Genomic DNA, 19,353 nt, shown 5'->3' with positions numbered 1-19,353 from the left:
ACAGCCGGCGGTCTCGCTTGCAAACAAACGCGCCCTCACCCCTCGCCGCCCTTCAGTTTCAGGAGCGCCGCGAAGGGCGATTCCTCACGGGTCTCGGGCGTGTAGTCGAAGGTCGCTCCCGGCTTGCGGGGAAAGGGATCGAGGTTCAGGGCGAGATGCTCCAGGGCGTAGGCGGCGGCGTCGATCACGTCGCCCTCCAGCACGTCCGGCGGATCGGGCGCTTCAGGGTCGAGTTCGATCTCGCCGCCCTCCGACTCAGCCGGAGCATTGGGGCTGCCGGCCGGCACGACCCGCAGGTCGAAGCGGGTGTCGATCGTCTGGTCGAAGTCGTCGAGGGTCACGCCACAGGTCTGCTCGACCACGGCCAGCAGCCGCCCGTCGATCTCCGCGCCGTCCAGCCAGGGCCGGATGGTCATGTCGCACTGGAAGGACTTGAGGCTGACCAGATCCAGCGACTTGGCGAGCGTCTTGCGCGTCGCCTCGTCGGCCTCGAGCTTCAGCCGGACCGGGCCGCGGGCCAGATCGGCCAGGCGAATCGGATGGGTCCAGGTCATGCGACGGCTCCGGCGGTCGCGGCCCAGGGAACCGTGCCCGCCACCAGGGCGTCGAGCGGCGCGGCCGCAAGCGCCGCCTTCTGGGCCAGGATATAGGCGCTCAGCCGCGGCGCGCCGGCGGCGTCGGCGCCGTCGAACACCGTGCGGACCAGCAGGGCCTGCAAGGCGGTCTCGTCCGGCAGCGCGTCGAACGCGGCCTCATAGGACTTCACCCGGCCATAGAAGGCCTCGCCAAGCTTGCGCATCTTCTTGCCCACCGACAGGTCGCCGACGCCCATTTCGCGCAGGGCGTCGTCCAGGGACCGCACATAGGTGTCGAACAGCACCTGGGAAACCTCGGCGGCGACCGCGCCCTGACGCTTCAGGCGATCCAGCAGCAGCACCACGTGTAGCGAATAGAGTTCGAAGCGGCCCTCGACCGTGTCGGGGGCGCCGCAATCGCTGTACAGCAAGGGCTCGCGTGCCTGGGCGACGACGGCGGCATAGAGCGCGCGCCCCGCGGTTTGGGCGGGCCGGGGACGGAACAGACGATCCAGGAACATCTTGGCCTCGATTTCGCCCTCAGACGGGCTTAAGGGCGGCATTGCAGTAAGGGGCCGCGAGCGATAGGTCAAAGCCCAGGGAAAATGAACGGGTCCGATATGCTTCGACGCGCCGCCTATGCCGCCATAGCCGCCAGCCTGCTGGCCGTGGGCGCGTGTACGCCGATCACCACCTATTCGGGCTTTCAGGCCATCGAGGCCAATCCCAAGGACGTGAAGGTCGGAACCGACACCAAGTCCACCGTGCGCAATCGCCTGGGCTCGCCGTCCCAAACCTCCACCTTCGACCCGAACACCTGGTTCTATATCGACCAGATCAAGGCGACCGTGGCGTTCCGCAAGCCGGTCACCACGCGCCGCGACATCACTGCGATCCAGTTCGACAAGGACTCCGAAGTGGTGACCTCGGTGAACCAGCTCAGCCTCAAGGACGGCAAGGTCATCGCCTTCAACGGTCGTGAAACCCCGACCCGCGGCCGCGAGCTGACCATCATGGAGCAGCTGATCGGTTCGGTCGGCCGCGGCCAGATGCTGCCCAACGCCGAGGATGAGGGCGTTCCCGGCCAGCGTCCGGGCGACCGCCGCTAGTCCAAGACCCGATCTTTATACGGTCCTTATGCGCGCCTGATCGAAGGCGCGTGGAGACCTTACGCGCCTGAAGCGCAGGTTCGCCGCCTGATCCACGCGAGCGAACGCACATGCTTGATCTCCTTTTCCTGGCCCTGGGCGTGGGCTGCTTCATCGGGCTCGGCGCCTACGCCGCCGCCCTGAGGCGCGTCTGACCATGCTGGTGAGCCTGCTCTGGGCCGCCGGCGCCGTCGGCGTTGGCCTCTACATGATCGTCGCCCTGCTGCGACCCGATCGCTTCTGACGGACACATTTCCATGAACTGGCAAGGATGGGCGGAAATCGCCCTGACGCTGGCCCTAATCGTTGGATTGGGCTGGCCTATCGGCATTTATCTGGCGCGCGTCTGGCGCGGCGACCGCACGTGGCTTGATCCGGTGCTGAAGCCGGTGGAGGGCGCGATCTATGCGGCCTGCGGGGTGAAGCCCGACAAGGGGCAGACCTGGCTGGGCTACACAGGCGCGTTCCTGGCCTTCAGCGCGGCCAGCTTCGTGCTGCTCTATCTGATCCTGCGTTTCCAGAACCTGCTGCCGCTCAACCCGCAGGGATTTGCGGGCCTGACGCCGCACCTGGCGTTCAACACCGCCATCAGCTTTGTCACCAACACCAACTGGCAGTCCTATGTGCCGGAGACCACGGTCTCGACCTTCTCCCAGATGGCCGGCCTGACCTCGCACAACTTCCTGTCGGCCGCCGCCGGCATCGCCGTCGCCGCCGCCCTGGCCCGCGCCTTCGCCGCCAATCGGGGTGAGACCCTGGGCGATTTCTGGGTCGATCTGACCCGGATCAGCCTCTACGTCCTCCTGCCCCTCTCCCTGGTCATCGCGGTCGCCTTCGTCGGCCTGGGCATGCCCCAGACGCTCGCCGCCCATGTGGATGCGACGACCCTGGAGGGCGCCAAGCAGACCATCTCGCTCTATCCGACCGCTAGCCAGGAGGCGATCAAGCAGCTCGGCACCAATGGCGGCGGCGTGTTCAACGCCAATTCGTCCCACCCCTTCGAGAACCCTAACGCGATCACCAATCTCATCGAGATCGTGATCATGAACGCCCTGTCGTTCGGCTGCGTCGTCGCCTTCGGCCGGGTCGCCTTCGCGCACGCCGAGGCCCGGGCCCTGGTGGCCGTCATGACCATCCTGCTCAGCCTGGGCGCCGCGGCGATCTACGCCGCCGAAGTCCAGCCCGCGCCGGCCCAGGTCGCCGCCCACGCCGCGCCTGGCCCCAATATGGAAGGCAAGGAGGTCCGCTTCGGCGCACCCTCGACCGCCATCTGGACGGCGGCCACCACGGGCGCCTCGGACGGCGGGGTCAACGCCATGCATGACAGCCTGATGCCGCTTGGCGGCGGCGTGGCCCTGTTCCTCATCCAGCTGGGCGAGATCATTCCCGGCGGCGTGGGTTCCGGCCTCTACGGCATGGTGGTCATGGCCCTGATCGCGGTCTTCGTGGCGGGCCTGATGGTCGGCCGCACACCGGAATATCTGGGCAAGAAGGTCGAGGCTCGCGAGGTGAAGTTCGCCATGCTGGCGGTGCTGATCCTGCCGACCGCCATACTGGGCTTCTCGGCGGTGGCCGCCGTGCTGCCCACGGCGCTGGCCGGCCTCCTGAACCATGGCCCTCATGGTCTGTCCGAGATCGTCTACGCCTACTCGTCGGCCGCGGGGAACAACGGCTCGGCCTTCGCCGGCCTGACCGCCAACGCGCCCTATTGGGACACCACCCTCGGCGTCGCCATGATCCTGGGCCGGTTCGCCTACGCCGTGCCGGTGCTCGCCATCGCCGGGGCCCTGGCCGCCAAGCCCAAGCTCGCCCCCACGGGCGGCTCCTTCCCCACGGACGGCCCGCTGTTCGTCGGCCTCTTGATCGGCGTGGTGCTGATCATGGGCGGCCTGCAGTTCTTCCCCGCCCTCGCGCTGGGCCCGATCGTCGAGCACTTCCAGGTGCTCCAGGCGGTCGCAGGCCACTGAGAGACATCACCATGTCCATGCAAGCTTCCCCTCTCGGCGCCCGTCGCCGCAGCGCCTCGGCGCTGACGAACAGCCTGTCGCCGAAGATCCTCGGCCAGGCGGCCCTGTCCGCCGTCCTCAAGCTCGACCCGCGCAAGCTGGTCGGCAACCCGGTCATCATGGCCACCGAGGTGGTCGCCATCCTGTCGACAATCTCGGACGTGGTGGCCATCGCCACCGGCGTCGCGGCGGGCTTCGCGGTCCAGATCTCGCTCTGGCTCTGGGCGACGGTGCTGTTCGCCAACCTGGCGGAGAGCGTCGCCGAAGGCCGCGGCAAGGCCGCCGCCGATTCCCTGCGGGCCTCGCGGGTGACCACCAAGGCCAAGCTGATCATCGATCCCAAGACCGGCACCATCGTGCCCACCCCCGCCCACAAGCTCGGGATCGGCGAAATCGTGCTGGTCGAGGCCGGCGACGTCGTGCCGGCCGACGGCGAGATCGTCGAGGGAATTGCCTCGGTGAACGAGGCGGCCATTACCGGCGAATCCGCGCCTGTCATCCGGGAATCCGGCGGCGACCGTTCGGCGGTGACCGGCGGCACGACCGTGGTCTCCGACTGGATCAAGGTGCGCATCACCTCGGCGCCCGGCGACACCTTCCTCGACCGGATGATCGCCATGGTCGAGGGCGCGGAACGCCGAAAGACTCCCAATGAAATCGCGCTGGCTGTGCTGCTGGCCGGCCTGACCCTGATCTTCCTGATCGCCACGGTCACCCTGCTGGGCCTGGGCGCATACTCCGGCGTGAAGCTCGATCCCCTGGTGCTGGGCGCCCTGTTCATCTGCCTGATCCCGACAACCATCGGCGGCCTGCTTTCGGCCATCGGCATCGCCGGCATGGACCGGCTGCTGAAGGTCAATGTGCTGGCGACCTCCGGCCGGGCTGTCGAGGCGGCCGGCGACGTCGACACCCTGCTGCTCGACAAGACCGGGACCATCACCTTCGGCAACCGCATGGCGACCGAGGTGATCCCCGCCCCCGGCGTCCGCCCGGAGGCCGCACTGCGCGCCACTCTGATGGCTTCGCTGGGCGACGAGACGCCGGAGGGCCGTTCGATCGTCGATTTGGCGCGCGACCAGGGCCTGACCCTGACCGCGCCGGAGGGCGCGACGGTCATCCCGTTCAGCGCCACCACCCGCCAGTCGGGCCTGGAGCACGCCGGAAACGCCTGGCGCAAGGGCGCGGTCGACGCGGTGCTGAAGTCGCTGTCGCTGGAGCCCAAGCAGGTTCCCGCCGAGCTCATGGCCGCGGTGGACCGCATCGCCCGCTCCGGCGGCACGCCGCTCGCGGTCAGCGAGAACGGCGCCCTGATGGGGGTGATCCACCTGAAGGACGTGGTGAAGCCCGGGGTGAAGGAGCGGTTCGCCGACCTGCGCCGCATGGGTCTGCGCACCGTCATGATCACCGGCGACAACCCGGTGACCGCCGCCGCCATCGCTTCGGAAGCCGGGGTGGACGATTTCCTGGCCGAGGCGACGCCGGAGGACAAGCTGCGGCTGATCCGCGAGGAACAGGCCAAGGGTCGGCTGGTGGCCATGTGCGGTGACGGGGCCAATGACGCCCCGGCCCTCGCCCAGTCCGACGTCGGCGTCGCCATGCAGACCGGGGCCCAGGCCGCCCGCGAGGCTGGCAACATGGTCGACCTGGACTCTGACCCGACCAAGCTCATTGAGATCGTCGAGGTCGGCAAGCAGATGCTGATCACCCGCGGCGCGCTCACCACCTTCTCGGTGGCCAATGACGTGGCCAAGTACTTCGCCATCATCCCGGCGATCTTCGTCACCTCCCTGCCCGCCCTGGGCGCCTTGAACATCATGCGCCTGACCAGCCCCCAGAGCGCGATCCTTTCGGCGGTGATCTTCAACGCGTGATCATCGTCATGCTGATCCCCCTGGCCCTGCGCGGGGTCACCTACCGGGCGATCGGCGCCGGCAAGCTTCTGTCCCGCAACTTGGCGATCTATGGCCTGGGCGGACTGATCGCGCCGTTCGTCGGCATCAAGCTGGTGGACCTGCTGGTCACCGCCCTTGGCCTGGCCTGAGGCGGTCATGCGCGAACTCCTCGTCTCGGCCAGCCTTCTCGCCATCGTCTTCACCTGCGCCATTCTCGGCGCGGTCCTCTAGGAGAGCCCCAATGCTCGCCACCCTTCGTCCCGCGATCGTCTCGACGATCTTCTTCACCCTGCTGCTGGGGGTCGCCTATCCCCTGGCGGTCACCGGCCTGGGCCAGGTCCTGTTCCCCTGGCAGGCCGGCGGCAGCCTGGTCCGCTCCGGCGGCCAGGTGGTGGGGTCGGCCCTGCTGGGCCAGGCCTTCGCCCGTCCGGAATATCTGCATCCGCGGCCGTCCGCGCCGGGACCAATGGCTATGACGCCTCGGCCTCGTCGGGCTCCAATCTCGGCCCGCTGAACCCCGACCTGATCAAGCGCGAGACCGACAGCGCCAAGGCGATCGCCGCCGACCGACCCGGCGTGCCGGTCCCGGCCGACGCCCTGACCACCTCGGCCTCCGGGCTCGATCCCCATGTCACGCCCGAATACGCCGCCTTCCAGGTCGCGCGCCTAGCCCTGGCCCGCGGCGTGACGGCGAGCCAGATCGAGGCGGTGATCGCCGCCAATACCGAGGGGCGCACCCTCGGAATCCTCGGTCAGCCGCACGTCAATGTGCTGAAGGTCAACCTGGCGCTCGACGCCCGCTATCCCGTGCGGCACGCTCCGGCCGCATGAGCCCGGACGAACCGCTCCGCCCCGACCCCGACGCCCTGCTGGCCGCCACGGCGCGTCCCGGTCGGGGGCGATTGAAGGTCTTCCTGGGCATGGCGCCTGGGGTCGGCAAGACCTACGAGATGCTGCGCGCCGCCCGACGCCGAAAGGCCGAGGGCGGCGACGTCGTTGTGGGCGTGGTGGAGACCCATGGCCGGCGCGAGACCCAATCCCTCTTGCGGGGCCTGGAGGTCATGGCCCGCGCGCCGATCGACTATCGCGGCCGCACGCTCCTGGAGTTCGACATCGACGGGGCGATCGCCCGGCGGCCGGAGCTGCTGTTGGTCGACGAATACGCTCACAGCAACGCGCCCGGCTCGCGCCATGAGAAGCGCTGGCAGGACGTCGAGGAGATCCTGAGCGCGGGCATCGACGTCTGGACCACCCTGAACGTCCAGCACCTGGAAAGCCTGAAGGAGGTGGTCTGGCGGATCACCGGGGTGCGCCAGCGCGAGACCGTCCCCGACTCGGCCCTGTCGCGGGCCGACGAGATCGAGCTGATCGACATCACCCCCTCGGAGCTCCGCCAGCGGATGGCCGAGGGCAAGGTCTATATGGCCGACACCGCCCGCATCGCCGCGGAGCGGTTCTTCAAGCCTGAAAACCTGACGGCGTTGCGCGAGCTCGCCCTGCGCCGGGCGGCTCAGACGGTCGACGACCAGCTGCTGGGGGCCATGAAGCGCGCAGGCGTCCAGGGCCCCTGGCGGCCGGGGAACGCATCCTGGTGCTGGTGGGGCCGGACGCCATGGCTGGGGCCCTTGTGCGGGCCGGACGGCGGCTGTCAGACATGATGATGGACGCCCCCTGGGTCGTGGCCCATGTGGAGCGTCCCAATGCGCCTGCCCCCTCCCCCACGGCCTCGGCTCGGCTCAATGACGCCCTGAAGCTCGCTGAGCAGCTGGGCGGCTCCACGGTGGTCTTGACCGGTGACGATCTGGTGACCTCGACCCTGGACTATGCGCGGCTGAACAACGTCACCCAGATCGTGGTCGGCAAGTCGAGCCACCCGCGCCGCAATCCGTTCCGCAAGACCCTGATCACCTCCCTGCTCGAGGCCTCCAAGGGCGCGGCCCTGCATGTGATCACCGAGCAGGCCGAGGCTGAGGCGGTCGCGCCGCGGCCGGCCCGCCGCAGTCTGGCGAGCTGGCCCTGGGCCGGACAGCTCGGCGCTCTGGGCCTAGTCGGCCTCTCGACAGCGGTGGCCTTCCTGACCGATCGGATCAGCGACGACGCCAACCTGGCCATGTTCTTCATGCTGGGGGTGCTGGCCAGCGGCCTGACCTTGGGGCTCTGGCCGGCCCTGACGGCGGCGGCGGTGTCGGCCTTCGTCTACAATTTCTTCTTTCTCGACCCGCGCCTGACCATCTGGATCGGCCATCCCGCCGATGTCCTGACCTTCGCGGTGTTCTTCGTCGCCGCCTTGATCACCGGATGGCTGACAGGACGGGTGCGCGACCAGGGTCGGGCGGTCTCCCGCCGCGCCGCCGCCGTGGCCGCCCTCCTGGCGGCGAGCCGCAGGCTGTCCTCCGCCGTGGGTCACGAGGCCGCCGCCCAGGTCCTGGCCGAACAGCTGGCCGCGGCGACCAACGGCGCCGCCGTGGTCCTTACCCCGTCCGACGACGATATCGTCCTCACCGCCGCTACGCCGGCCCTTGAGGCCCTTCCCTCGGTCGATCTCGCCGCCGCCCGCTGGGCCTGGGAAAAGGGGGAGCCCGCCGGCGCCGGCACCGGCACCCTACCCAATTCCGCCTGGACCTTCCGGCCGCTACAGGGCGGCAGGGCCCGCGCCGGGGTCGCCGGGGTCGAGCCGCATGCGGTCCACGCCGAGGAGGACGAGCGCTTTGTCGGCGCCCTGCTCGACCAGGGGGCCGTGGCCCTGGAGCGCGCCGAGTTCGCCGCCCAGGCGGCCGACGCCCAGGCCCTGCTGCGCTCCGATCGCCTGCGCTCGGCCCTGCTGAATTCGGTCAGCCACGACCTGCGCACCCCGCTCTCCACCGTCCTGGGCTCGGTCACCACCCTGCTCGATTATGGCAAGTCCCTGGACAAGGCGGTCCAGCGCGACCTGATGCTGTCCATCCGCGAGGAGGCCGAGCGCCTGAACCGCTATGTCGGCGACCTGCTCGACATGACCCGGCTGGAGGGCGGCGCCCTGGTCACCCGCCGCGAATGGGTCGACCTGCGCGACGTGCTGGGGGCGGCCGTGGACCGGGTGACCCGCCGGCTGGAATCCCGCCAGGTGGTCCGGGATTTCCCGCCCGAGCTGACCATGGTCAAGGCCGACCCCTCCCTGCTGGAACAGGCCCTGGTCAACATCTTGGAGAACGCCATCGCCTACAGCCAGGACGGCTCGCGGATCGAGGTGGCGGCCTATGAGGACCGGGCCAATGTGGTGATCGCCATCGAGGACGAGGGCCGCGGTATTCCCACCGCCCAGCTGGAGCAGGTGTTCGAGAAGTTCCGCCGGATGGAGGAGTCCACCGATCGCGGCAAGGGCGCGGGCTTGGGCCTGGCCATCTCCAAGGGCTTCGTCGAGGCCATGGGCGGCCGGATCGCCGCCGCCAGCCCGATCCATGACGGACGCGGGACCCGAATCCTGATCAGCCTGCCCAAGGAACGCCAGACCCCGGAGCAGTTGCTGTGAGCGCCCACAAGCCGCGCGTGCTGGTGATCGACGACGAACCCCAGATCCACCGCTTCCTGGGCCCGGCTCTGGAGGCCGCGGGCTATGAGCACGTCCGGGCCGAGACGGCGACTGAGGGCCTGCGCGAAATCGCCCGCAAGGCGCCCGACGCCGTGGTGCTGGACCTCGGCCTGCCCGACATGGACGGCAAGCAGGCGCTGGAGAAGGCGCGGGCCTTCTATGACGGTCCGATCCTGATCCTGTCGGCCCGCGACCGCGAGACCGAGAAGATCGACGCACTCGACCTGGGCGCCGATGACTATGTGGAGAAGCCGTTCGGGGTGGGCGAACTGCTCGCCCGGCTGCGGGTCGCCATGCGCCACCGCCTGCAGAGGGTCGGCGCCGCGCCGATCATCGAGGTCGGCGATCTGAAGATCGACATGATCAAGCGGCTCGTCAGCCGGGCCGGCGCGCCGCTCCACCTTTCGCCCAAGGAATATGACCTCCTGGTCCAGCTCGTCGAAGGCGGCGGCAAGGTGGTCACCCACCGTCAGCTGCTGACAGCCGTCTGGGGCCCGGCCCATACCGAGGACGTCCAGTACCTGCGGGTGTTCATCGCCCAGCTGCGCCAGAAGATCGAACCGGATCCGGCCGTCCCCACCCTGATCGCGACCGAACCCGGGGTCGGCTACCGCTGGCTGGCCTGATACAAAAAGACGCCCCGGAGATCGCTCTCCGGGGCGTCGGTCGTTCTCGTCCAGGGGGATCGGCTAGCCGATCACGCCGTGGGCCAGGATCGCCAGCAGCAGCAGAGCCACGATGTTGGTGATCTTGATCATCGGGTTTACGGCGGGACCCGAGGTGTCCTTGTAGGGGTCGCCGACGGTGTCGCCGGTGACGGCGGCCTTGTGAGCCTCCGAACCCTTGCCATGCAGGACGCCGTTGGAGTCGGTGAAGCCTTCTTCGATCACCTTCTTGGCGTTGTCCCAGGCGCCGCCGCCCGAGGTCATCGAGATGGCGACGAACAGACCGGTGACGATCACGCCCATCAGCATCGCGCCGAGGCAGGCGAAGGCGTCAACCTTGCCGGCGATGGCGTTGATGGCGAAGAACAGCACGATCGGGCTGGCCACCGGCAGCAGGGACGGCACGATCATTTCGCGGATCGCGGCCTTGGTCAGGATGTCCACGGCGCGGCCGTATTCCGGCTTCACCTCACCCGTCATGATGCCGGGGTTTTCACGGAACTGACGACGGACCTCGACCACGACCGACTGGGCGGCGCGACCGACGGCGGTCATCGACATGCCGCCGAACAGGAAGGGCAGAAGCCCCCCGAACAGCAGGCCGACCACGACATAGGGGTTGGAGAGATCGAAGGCCACCGCGCCCAGGCCGTCGAAGAACGAGCCGGGGGTCGCATTGGCCGCGAAGTACTTCAGGTCCTCGGTATAGGCCGCGAACAGCACCAGGGCGCCGAGACCGGCGGAACCGATCGCATAGCCCTTGGTGACCGCCTTGGTGGTGTTGCCGACGGCGTCGAGGGCGTCAGTCGTGACGCGGACTTCCTTGGGGAGACCCGCCATTTCGGCGATGCCGCCGGCATTGTCGGTGACGGGGCCGAAGGCGTCGAGGGCGACCACGAAGCCCGCGAGCGACAGCATGGCGGTCGTCGCGATGGCGATGCCGAACAGGCCCGCCAGGTTGTAGGTCACGATGATGCCGACGATGATCACGATGGCCGGAGCCGCCGTGGCCTCAAGGCTCATGGCCAGGCCCTGGATCACGTTGGTGCCGTGTCCGGAGACGGACGCCTGAGCCACCGACTTCACCGGGCGGAAGTTGGTGCCGGTGTAGTACTCGGTGATCATCACGATCAGAGCCGTGATCACCAGGCCGGCCATGGCGCAGTAGAACAGCGACATGGCGTTGAAGGTCTTCTCCAGCGGGGTGCCGACATTGACCGTCAGGTCGCCGGTGACCAGCGAGGGGATCAGGAACCAGAGCGCGATCGCCGACAGCACGCCGGTGACGATCAGGCCCTGATAGAGCGCGCCCATGATCGAGCCGGACTTGCCGAGCCGCACGGCGAAGGTGCCGAGGATCGAGGTGATGATGCAGACGCCGCAGATGGCGAGCGGCAGCAGCATGACATTGGCCAGCAGGGCCGAACCGCCGAAGAAGATGGCGGCCAGCACCATGGTGGCGACCGTGGTCACCGCATAGGTCTCGAACAGGTCGGCGGCCATGCCGGCGCAGTCGCCGACGTTGTCGCCCACATTGTCGGCGATGGTGGCGGCGTTGCGCGGGTCATCCTCGGGGATGCCGGCCTCGACCTTGCCCACCATGTCGCCGCCGACGTCAGCGCCCTTGGTGAAGATCCCGCCGCCCAGGCGGGCGAAGATCGAGATCAGCGAGGCGCCGAAGCCCAGCGAGACCAGTCCGTCGATCACATGGCGATCGGAGCCGGCCAGGCCCTGAGCCTCGGTGAGGTAGGCGTAATAGCCCGCGACCCCGATCAGGGCGAAGCCCGCGACCAGCAGGCCTGTGATGGCGCCGGAGGTGAAGGCGAGCTTCAGGCCCTTGGCCAGGCTTTCGGACGACGCCTGGGCGGTGCGCACATTGGCCCGCACCGAGATCAGCATGCCCGCGAAGCCCGCGGCGCCCGAAAGCACCGCGCCGATCAGGAAGCCGACGGCCGAATAGGGGCCGATCAGCAGGTAGAGCGCGATCAGCACGACCACGCCGACCATGGCGATGGCGGTGTATTGCCGCTTCAGATAGGCCTGAGCGCCTTCCTGAATGGCGGCGGCGATCTCCTGCATGCGGGCGTTGCCTGGCGAGGCCCGCATCAGTGAAGCGGTCTGTACGATCCCGTACAGCACCGCCAAAGCACCGGCGGCGATCACCAGCGTAAGCGTAAGACTCATGATTAAAGCGCCCCTTTGCGATTGCGCGGAGGGGGGACGATCACGGCTGAAACGCACCGCGGTCGCTTTGTTCCCTGCCCCTGTTTGTTTCCCCAGAACTGGGACGCCTCTTTGTGCGCCCCTAATTGAGACCTGGGAGCCTGCCAAAAGTGATGCGCCGAAGCAACACGCGTCGTCGATCGACGCGAAAAGGCTTTCGACTCACCCCGCAGCTGGGCGGGTTCAGGGCTGGATGCTGACCGGTTTGGCGCCGGCGGGACGCGGCAGGCCGCTGGTCTTCTGCGGCGTCTCGGTGACCACCTCGATGGACTTCACTGCGCCGGGCCCGGAAATGCGGGCCGCCTCCTGGCCGAAGCTGGCCTTCAGGCGGGGCATGTCGAGGGTCGAATAGCTCGTGGGGTTGGTGAAGGGCGTGCGGTGGCCAAGCTTCACCAGGGCGTCGCGGAAATAGGGCTCCTGCGCCCGCAGCTTGCTGACATTGGCCTGGGGCGTCAGCTGGATGCGGATCGAGACGAAGACGTAGTTGATCAGCCGCCCGTCCAGCACGACCGGCAAGCCCACAGGCTGCAGGTCGACATAGAGGCCGGGATCCTTGCCCTTTTCCTTGTCCTTGCCGCCCTCCCCGGCCATGGCGGGGCCCGCCGCGAGGGCGAGGCCGGCGACGGCGGTAAGGATCAGGCGGCGCATGGGGCTCAGGCCGCGGCGGCGGCGGACGCCATGGCGCTTTCCGGCAGCAGGGCCTCGGGCACCAGCATGCTGACCATGCGGCCGCCGAGCGACAGGATCGCGCCCACCAGGCCGATCACCGCCGGGTCGCTGAGGGACGGCGGCTGCTGCAGCTCCGAGCGGGCGATCTTGAAGGTTTCCTGCACGGCCTCGACCAACAGGCCCGCCTGGCGATCACCCAGTTCGAGCACGATGATGACGTGGCGGCTTGAAGGTTCGGTCAGGCCCTGGTCGAGCCGCGCCTTCAAATCCACGACCGGCATAATCACGCCGCGCAGATTGATGACGCCCCGGACTTCCAGCGGCGCTCCCGGCAAGGGGGTGGCCGGCGTCCAGCCGCGGATTTCGCGGATCACCGAGACGTCGAGGCAGAAGGCCTGGTCGTTGACCAGGAACGAGATCATTTCGAGGGGGGCTTCTTCCGACATCTCATCCGATCCTGAGGACTACCGCGCCCCTCGCGCCCCTTGCGGAGCATCGAAAGACTCAGACGCTCACAGCATCGGACGCCGTGGTGATCACTTCGTTAAGAGGCTCGCCGTGCGGCGTCCTGTCCCGGCGCTCAGCCGTGCCGCCAACCGCCGGCGCTGATCTCCAGAATTCGCCCCCCCGCGCGGACCTCGACGCCCTCGCCCGCGCAGACCTCGCCAATGACCGGCAGGCCGAGGCGGGCGGCGCCCTCCGGACTGGCTGTGAGCAAAAGCTCGTAATCATCCCCGCCGGTCGCCAGCCTGACCAGGCCTGCGGCGCGATCCGCCTGGGTGGCCAGCCAGGCCTGCGCCGTAGCCGAAACGGGCATGCGATCGAGGTCGAGGCTCAGGCCGACGCCGCTGGCCTTGGCCACATGGCCGGCGTCGGCGATCAGACCGTCGGAAATGTCGGCGCAGGCGTGGGCGTGGCCCCTCAGAGCCTCACGCAGGTCCAGCCTGGGCGTGGGCAGCCGGAAGGGCTCGGCGAGCCAGCGGCGGTCCAGCTGTCCCTGCCCTGGTCCCCAGTCCAGCCAGCCGTCGCCGATCGGGCCGCTCACCAGGACATGGTCGCCGGGTTGCGCGCCCGCCCGGCGGATCATCCCGCCGGCGGGAACCCAGCCCAGGAGGGTCATGGAGACCGTCAGGGGACCGGGCGTCGAGACCGTGTCGCCGCCCAGCAGGGACACGTCATAGGTGGCCCCGTCCTCGCGCAGGCCCTCGGCGAACGCCTGGCGCCGAGGCCAGTCGAAGTCCGGCGGCCAGGCCGTCATCAGGAAATAGCCGAAGGGCTCGGCGGCCTTGGCGGCGAGATCGGAGAGATTGGCCCGCAAAAGCCGCCGGGCCGTCCGATCCGGGGGCTCGCCCGGTTCGAAATGCACGCCGGCCACCAGGGCGTCCTTGGTGATCACCAGATCGAAGCCCGGCCGCTGGGGAATCACCGCGGCGTCGTCGAGCAGATCCAGGGCCGCAGGCGCGCCCCGCGTCAGCGGACGGAACAGGCGGGCGATCTGCCCGAACTCATCGGGCGTCTCGTCCGGATGGGTGGGCTCAGGCCCGGACATCCTGCGCCACGCCGTCGAGGGCGCCGTTCACGAAGCCCGGCTCCGGGCCCTCGAAGAAGGATTTGGCGAGGTCGACATATTCGTCGATCACCACCTCGACCGGCACGTCGTCACGGTGGGCCAGCTCAAAGGCGCCAGCCCGCAGGATGGCGCGCACTGTGGCGTCCAGCCGCTCCAGCCGCCAGCCGGTGGCCAGCCGCTTGACCACGGCGGAGTCGATCTCGCGCTGGGCCCCGACCACGCCGCGCACCAGATCGGCGAAGAAGGCCTCATCCGCATGGGCCAGCGGCGCGCTCTCGTCGCCTTCCATGCCCCGGTCGAACCGATGCTCGGCGAATTCGCGGATCACCGCCTCGACGCCGGCGCCGGAGACCTCCATCTGATAGAGCGCCTGGACCGCCGCCAGACGGGCGACGGAGCGGGCCTGCTTCGGCTTGCTCATCGCGACTGGCCCGACAGCTGACGCTTCAGGGCGATCATTTCCAGCGCCGCACGCGCCGCGCCGCCGCCCTTGTCGCCCTGACTGGCGCGGGCGCGGGCCCAGGCCTGCTCCTCGTCCTCGACCGTCAGGATGCCGTTGCCGATCGCCAGACGCTTGCCCACAGCCAGGTCCATCAGGCCCCGCGCGCTCTCGTTGGAGACGATCTCGAAATGGTAGGTCTCGCCGCGGATCACCGTGCCCAGCGCGACATAGCCGTCATAGGACTTGCCGCTCGGACCGCGGCCGCCCTCCTCCGCCACAGCGATCGCCGCGGGGATCTCCAGCGCGCCGGGCACGCTGATCACGTCGAACTCCGCCCCATGGGCGGTGATCACGTCGGTGGCCGCGCGCAGCAGTTCGTCGGCGAGGTCGGAATAGAATCGCGCCTCGACCACGAGGATGCGGATCTTGTCTTCAAGCATGCGTCAGTTCCTGTTCGAAGCGACCCTTTAGGCCGTTTCGCGCCAGCGGGCGAGATAGCGCGCCAGCATGTCGATCTCGAGATTGACCCGGGAGCCGACTTTCAGCGTGCCCAGCGTCGTCACGTCCCAGGTGTGGGGGATCAGATTGACCCCGAAGACATCGTCCTCGACCTCGTTGACGGTCAGGGACACGCCCTCGACGGTGATCGAGCCCTTGGGGGCGATATAGCGATGCAGCGGCCGCGGGACGCGCACCTGAACCCGGTGCGAACCGCCTTCGCTCTCGATCAAGACCACCTCGCCCACGCCGTCGACATGGCCTGAGACGATATGTCCGCCGAGTTCATCGCCGACCCGGGCGGCGCGCTCCAGATTGACGGGATGGCCCTCGACCCAATCCGACAGGGTGGTCTTGGACAGGGTCTCGCCGGAAACCTCCACCGCGAACCAGCCGTCCGCCTTTTCGACCACGGTCAGGCAGCAGCCGGCGTGACTGATCGAGGCGCCGATATCGACGGTCGAGAGATCGAACTTCGTCTCGATCTCGAACCTGCGGTCGCGGTTGGTGTCGCGGACGGCGCGGACGCGGCCCACATCGGTGACAATGCCGGTGAACATTCAGATCCTCTCGTAACGTTCCCACAGGTCGGAACCGACCTCGCGGACGTCAACCCGCTTCAGCCGCGGGGCTTGGGAAAGTGCGGCGATTTCCATGGCCCCGATCCCGGGGCGGCCTTCCGACCCGAGCACCAGGGGCGCGCGGAACCACTCCAGGGCGTCGACCAGGCCCGCACGCAGGAAGCTCGCCGCCACCTGTCCGCCGCCTTCGACGAACAGGCGGTGGAGGCCCTCGCCCGAAAGGCGGGCCACGACCGCGGCCAGGTCAGGACGCCCGCCTGCCCCAGGGGCGACCTGCAAGACGCGCACGCCCAAGTCGGTCAAAGCCGCGCTCGGCGGGCTCGCGGACACAACCAAGGTCGGAACAGCGCGGGCGGTCCGGGCCAGCCTGGAGGTCGGGGACAGGCGCTGGCGGCTGTCCAGCACCACCCGGGTCGGCTGGGGGTCGGAATAGTCGGGCAGGCGCACGGTCAGCTCGGGATCGTCGGCCAGGGCGGTCTCTGCGCCCACGAGGACCGCGTCATGGGCGGCGCGCAGGCGGTGCACCTCGGCCCGCGCCTCCGGGCCGGTGATCCACCGGCTCTCGCCGGCGGACGTGGCGATGCGCCCGTCCAGCGACGTCGCCAGCTTCAGGGTGACGAACATCAGTGCAGCACGCCCCGGACAGGCGACATGATGAAGGCCCGATGGCGGCCTTCGGTCCTGGGCCATTCCTCGTCGCCGACGCTGTGGCCTTCGAGGAAATCGATCTTGCCGTTTCGGATGAACAGCACGAAGCCGGCGCCATGGTCGAGACCGTCGATGTCCGCATAGACGTCGTTCAGTTCGAACTTCGCAGGTTCGAACCGCTCGGGCGCTGTGACCCGGAAATTCAGGAAGAAGCCGGCGCCGGTCCAGCGACGCGAGGTGACCGTCGAGCCCGACAGCTGAGCCCGTAACAGCTCGGCCTGGTCGGGATGGGCCTCGATCAGCAGCTGGAGGACATCGGTTTCAAGGCCGTTGAGGTTCAGCTGGGTCGGCGGGGACCTAACGTTCATCCTCTGCGCCTTCGTTCAGCCCTTCCTCGCCCAGGAAGGTGGCGAACTCGCCGGCCTCGCGGAAGTCGCGATAGACCGAGGCGTAGCGGACATAGGCCACGTCATCGAGCGCCTTGAGCTGCTTCATCACCATCTCGCCGACCGCCGAGGACGGCAGTTCGGTCTCGCCCATGCTTTCCAGCTGGCGGGTGATCAGCGAGATCATCCGCTCGATCCGCTCGGGCTCGATCGGCCGCTTGCGGGTGGCGATGGCGATGGAGCGGGCCAGTTTGTCGCGTTCGAACGGCGTGCGCCGTCCCGACCGCTTGACGATGGTCAGCTCGCGCAGCTGCACCCGCTCGAAGGTGGTGAAGCGGCCCCCGCACTCCGGGCAAAGACGACGGCGACGGATCGCGGCCCCGTCTTCAGAGGGGCGCGAGTCCTTCACCTGGCTTTCGGCGTGGCCGCAGAATGGGCAGCGCATGATGTAGCCCTTCCCGGCCTACCGACCCCCTAAATAGAGGTATTACCCATAGATGGGGAAGCGTTTCGTCATCGCCACCACTTCCGAGCGCACCTTAGCCTCCACGGCGGAATTGTCGCCGCCCGCCGCGACCCCGTCGAGAACCTCGCCGATCCACTTGCCGATCTGACGGAACTCGCCGACGCCGAAGCCGCGGGTGGTGCCGGCCGGCGTGCCGACCCGCAGGCCGGACGTCTGCATCGGCGGCAGCGGATCGCCCGGAATGCTGTTCTTGTTGGTGGTGATCCCGGCGCGTTCAAGGGCCGATTCCGCGTCCACGCCGCTGACGCTCTTGGGCGTCAGGTCGACCAGCATCAGGTGGCTGTCTGTGCCGTTGGAGACGATCTTGAAGCCCACGCTCTGCAGGCTGTCGGCCAGGGCGCGGGCGTTGTCGATGACCTGGCGGGCGTAGAGCTTGAACTCCGGCCGTTGGGCCTCGCCGAAGGCCACCGCCTTGGCGGCGATCACATGCATCAGCGGACCGCCTTGCAGGCCGGGGAACACGGCCGAGTCGATCTTCTTGGCCAGCTTCTTGTCGTTGGTCAGGATCAGGCCGCCGCGCGGACCGCGCAGGGTCTTGTGCGTGGTCGTGGTCACGATGTGGGCGTGGGGGAATGGGTTCGGATATTCGCCGGCCACGATCAGGCCCGCATAGTGGGCCACGTCGCACATCAGGATCGCGCCCACCTCGTCGGCGATCTCGCGGAACTTCTTGAAGTCGATGGCCCGCGAATACGCCGAGCCGCCGGCGATGATCACCTTGGGCTGGTTGGCGCGGGCCACCTCGGCGGCCTCGTCATAGTCGATCAGGTGGTCCTGGGCGCGCACGCCATAGGCCACCGGATTGAACCACTTGCCCGACTGATTGACGCTCTTGCCGTGGGTCAGGTGGCCGCCGTGGTCCAGGTTCATGCCCATGAAGGTGTCGCCCGGCTTCATGGTCACCATGAACACCGCCTGGTTCGCCTGGCTGCCGGAGTGGGGTTGGACATTGGCGAATTCGCAGCCGAACAGCTGCTTGGCCCGCTCGATGGCGATCAGCTCGGCCTCGTCGACCACTTCGCAGCCACCGTAGTAGCGCTTGCCCGGATAGCCCTCGGCGTACTTGTTGGTCAGGACCGAGCCCTGCGCGTCCAGCACGGCGCGCGAGACGATGTTCTCGGACGCGATCAGCTCGATCTGGTCCTGCTGACGGCGCAGTTCGCCCTGCAGCACTTTCGAGATCGCGGGGTCGCTGTCGGCGACCGGGCTGGTGAAGAAGGCGTCGACGGAATTGGCGGCGTGGACGGTCATGGCAGGGCCTTTCGGGATTCGGCTGGGCGCTCTTTAAGCGCTATCGGGGCGCGGAACAAACTTCGGAACCAACTTGCGGGCTGAAACGTTCTGCCGGGACCGGCGGCGCGCGTGCCGATGCGCGGCGCGCCGGCGTTTGTGTCGTCGCGCAGAACAGGGGCGTGGAATGAGTATGGAACCCGAAGCCAGTGAGACTTCGGAAAATGAGCTGCTTCGCCTGGGGGTGGACATCGTCACCGCCTATGTCAGCCGCAACAAGATTCCGGCGGAGGCCTTGCCGGATCTCCTGCAGACCGTTCACGGCGCGCTGAAAACCCTGGGGCCGGCGATCGCCGCGCCGCTTGAAGAGCGCCCCAAGCCGGCGGTGCCGATCAGCAAGTCGGTCCAACAGGACCACATCGTGTGCCTGGAGGACGGGAAGAAGCTGAAGATGTTGAAGCGCTATCTGCGCTCGCGTTTCGACCTCAGCCCGGACGACTATCGCAAGCGCTGGGGCCTGCCGCCGGACTATCCGATGGTGGCGCCGGCCTATGCGGCGAGGCGCAGCGCCTTCGCCAAGCAGATCGGTCTTGGGCTGGGTGTGCGGCGGGGCAAATAGCGCGCCGCTAAATTGGGCTCGACGTCCGGGAAATGAAGTGAAGCGCCAAGGTCTCCGGTGATCCTGGCGGCACTTATGCGACTGCCCGCCCTTCGGCGCAAGAACCC

At 68.5% G+C, this 19,353-nt stretch carries 18 protein-coding genes and 3 pseudogenes; 8 read left to right on the top strand and 13 right to left on the bottom strand.

The features are described 5' to 3' along the window. Positions 1-35: 35 nt before the first annotated feature. Both MQH10_RS12145 and MQH10_RS12140 read right to left on the bottom strand, forming a co-directional pair. Positions 36-554, bottom strand: a complete 519-nt coding sequence (locus MQH10_RS12145; RefSeq protein ID WP_242564313.1) for a YceD family protein — start codon at positions 552-554, stop codon at positions 36-38. After that, positions 551-1,096, bottom strand: coding sequence for a ubiquinol-cytochrome C chaperone family protein (locus MQH10_RS12140; protein ID WP_242564312.1), 546 nt, complete (start codon positions 1,094-1,096; stop codon positions 551-553). Before MQH10_RS12140 ends, MQH10_RS12145 begins: the two co-directional genes overlap by 4 nt. Positions 1,097-1,195: 99 nt before the next feature. Here MQH10_RS12140 and MQH10_RS12135 point away from each other — a divergent pair, with 99 nt between their 5' ends. The 7 genes and pseudogenes from MQH10_RS12135 (at position 1,196) to MQH10_RS12110 (ending at position 9,815) form a co-directional block, all read left to right on the top strand. Next, complete coding sequence (locus MQH10_RS12135; RefSeq protein WP_242564311.1) at positions 1,196-1,684, top strand: outer membrane protein assembly factor BamE; 489 nt, start codon at positions 1,196-1,198, stop codon at positions 1,682-1,684. Between the two features lie 196 nt (positions 1,685-1,880). Beyond that, the gene (locus MQH10_RS27090; protein WP_419720770.1) at positions 1,881-1,967 is read left to right on the top strand and encodes a potassium-transporting ATPase subunit F; all 87 of its coding nucleotides are present in this window, start codon (positions 1,881-1,883) and stop codon (positions 1,965-1,967) included. A 13-nt stretch (positions 1,968-1,980) separates the two neighbouring features. Then, entirely contained in the window at positions 1,981-3,690 is a 1,710-nt protein-coding gene (gene kdpA / locus MQH10_RS12130) for a potassium-transporting ATPase subunit KdpA (protein WP_242564310.1), read from the top strand. Between the two features lie 11 nt (positions 3,691-3,701). Further along, positions 3,702-5,770: pseudogene (gene kdpB / locus MQH10_RS12125) on the top strand (potassium-transporting ATPase subunit KdpB). A 92-nt stretch (positions 5,771-5,862) separates the two neighbouring features. Continuing rightward, positions 5,863-6,452 (top strand): annotated as a pseudogene (gene kdpC, locus MQH10_RS12120) (potassium-transporting ATPase subunit KdpC). After that, positions 6,449-9,129: pseudogene (locus MQH10_RS12115) on the top strand (DUF4118 domain-containing protein). The pseudogenes kdpC and MQH10_RS12115 overlap by 4 nt, the downstream one beginning before the upstream one ends. Continuing rightward, on the top strand, positions 9,126-9,815 hold the full coding sequence (locus tag MQH10_RS12110) for a response regulator (protein WP_242564309.1): 690 nt from the start codon (positions 9,126-9,128) through the stop codon (positions 9,813-9,815). Before MQH10_RS12115 ends, MQH10_RS12110 begins: the two are co-directional and overlap by 4 nt. A gap of 63 nt (positions 9,816-9,878) precedes the next feature. Here the strand turns inward: MQH10_RS12110 and MQH10_RS12105 are convergent, their stop codons facing one another. From MQH10_RS12105 to glyA, 11 genes are all read right to left on the bottom strand, one after another. After that, positions 9,879-12,038 (bottom strand): sodium-translocating pyrophosphatase, encoded by a 2,160-nt coding sequence (locus tag MQH10_RS12105; RefSeq protein WP_242564308.1) that lies wholly within the window; start codon positions 12,036-12,038, stop codon positions 9,879-9,881. 222 nt (positions 12,039-12,260) lie between these two features. Further along, entirely contained in the window at positions 12,261-12,725 is a 465-nt protein-coding gene (locus MQH10_RS12100) for a hypothetical protein (RefSeq protein WP_242564307.1), read from the bottom strand. 5 nt (positions 12,726-12,730) lie between these two features. Next, positions 12,731-13,192 carry a chemotaxis protein CheW gene (locus MQH10_RS12095; RefSeq protein ID WP_242564306.1) on the bottom strand — a complete coding sequence of 154 codons (462 nt, stop codon included), beginning with the start codon at positions 13,190-13,192 and terminating at the stop codon, positions 12,731-12,733. Between the two features lie 134 nt (positions 13,193-13,326). Further along, the gene (gene thiL / locus MQH10_RS12090) at positions 13,327-14,295 is read right to left on the bottom strand and encodes a thiamine-phosphate kinase (protein WP_272886888.1); all 969 of its coding nucleotides are present in this window, start codon (positions 14,293-14,295) and stop codon (positions 13,327-13,329) included. Next, positions 14,282-14,737, bottom strand: coding sequence for a transcription antitermination factor NusB (gene nusB / locus MQH10_RS12085; RefSeq protein ID WP_242564305.1), 456 nt, complete (start codon positions 14,735-14,737; stop codon positions 14,282-14,284). Before nusB ends, thiL begins: the two co-directional genes overlap by 14 nt. Continuing rightward, positions 14,734-15,198: a 6,7-dimethyl-8-ribityllumazine synthase gene (ribH, locus tag MQH10_RS12080; RefSeq protein ID WP_242564304.1), complete on the bottom strand. Its 465-nt coding sequence runs from the start codon at positions 15,196-15,198 to the stop codon at positions 14,734-14,736. The genes nusB and ribH overlap by 4 nt, the downstream gene beginning before the upstream one ends. A 27-nt stretch (positions 15,199-15,225) precedes the next feature. Then, complete coding sequence (locus MQH10_RS12075) at positions 15,226-15,816, bottom strand: riboflavin synthase (protein WP_242564303.1); 591 nt, start codon at positions 15,814-15,816, stop codon at positions 15,226-15,228. Continuing rightward, complete coding sequence (locus MQH10_RS12070) at positions 15,817-16,461, bottom strand: RibD family protein (protein WP_242564302.1); 645 nt, start codon at positions 16,459-16,461, stop codon at positions 15,817-15,819. Next, positions 16,461-16,853 carry a hypothetical protein gene (locus MQH10_RS12065; protein WP_242564301.1) on the bottom strand — a complete coding sequence of 131 codons (393 nt, stop codon included), beginning with the start codon at positions 16,851-16,853 and terminating at the stop codon, positions 16,461-16,463. Before MQH10_RS12065 ends, MQH10_RS12070 begins: the two co-directional genes overlap by 1 nt. Then, positions 16,843-17,316: a transcriptional regulator NrdR gene (gene nrdR / locus MQH10_RS12060; protein ID WP_242564300.1), complete on the bottom strand. Its 474-nt coding sequence runs from the start codon at positions 17,314-17,316 to the stop codon at positions 16,843-16,845. Before nrdR ends, MQH10_RS12065 begins: the two co-directional genes overlap by 11 nt. A gap of 42 nt (positions 17,317-17,358) precedes the next feature. Next, on the bottom strand, positions 17,359-18,648 hold the full coding sequence (glyA, locus tag MQH10_RS12055) for a serine hydroxymethyltransferase (protein WP_242564299.1): 1,290 nt from the start codon (positions 18,646-18,648) through the stop codon (positions 17,359-17,361). A 166-nt stretch (positions 18,649-18,814) separates the two neighbouring features. Here glyA and MQH10_RS12050 point away from each other — a divergent pair, with 166 nt between their 5' ends. Beyond that, the gene (locus tag MQH10_RS12050; RefSeq protein WP_272886887.1) at positions 18,815-19,246 is read left to right on the top strand and encodes a Ros/MucR family transcriptional regulator; all 432 of its coding nucleotides are present in this window, start codon (positions 18,815-18,817) and stop codon (positions 19,244-19,246) included. The last annotated feature ends 107 nt before the right edge of the window (positions 19,247-19,353 follow it).

It is taken from the genome of Phenylobacterium aquaticum (assembly GCF_022695515.1).
GTDB lineage: Bacteria > Pseudomonadota > Alphaproteobacteria > Caulobacterales > Caulobacteraceae > Phenylobacterium > Phenylobacterium aquaticum.
Note: the sequence above shows the minus strand (reverse complement) of the source record. Positions and strands in the feature narration are given on the sequence as shown.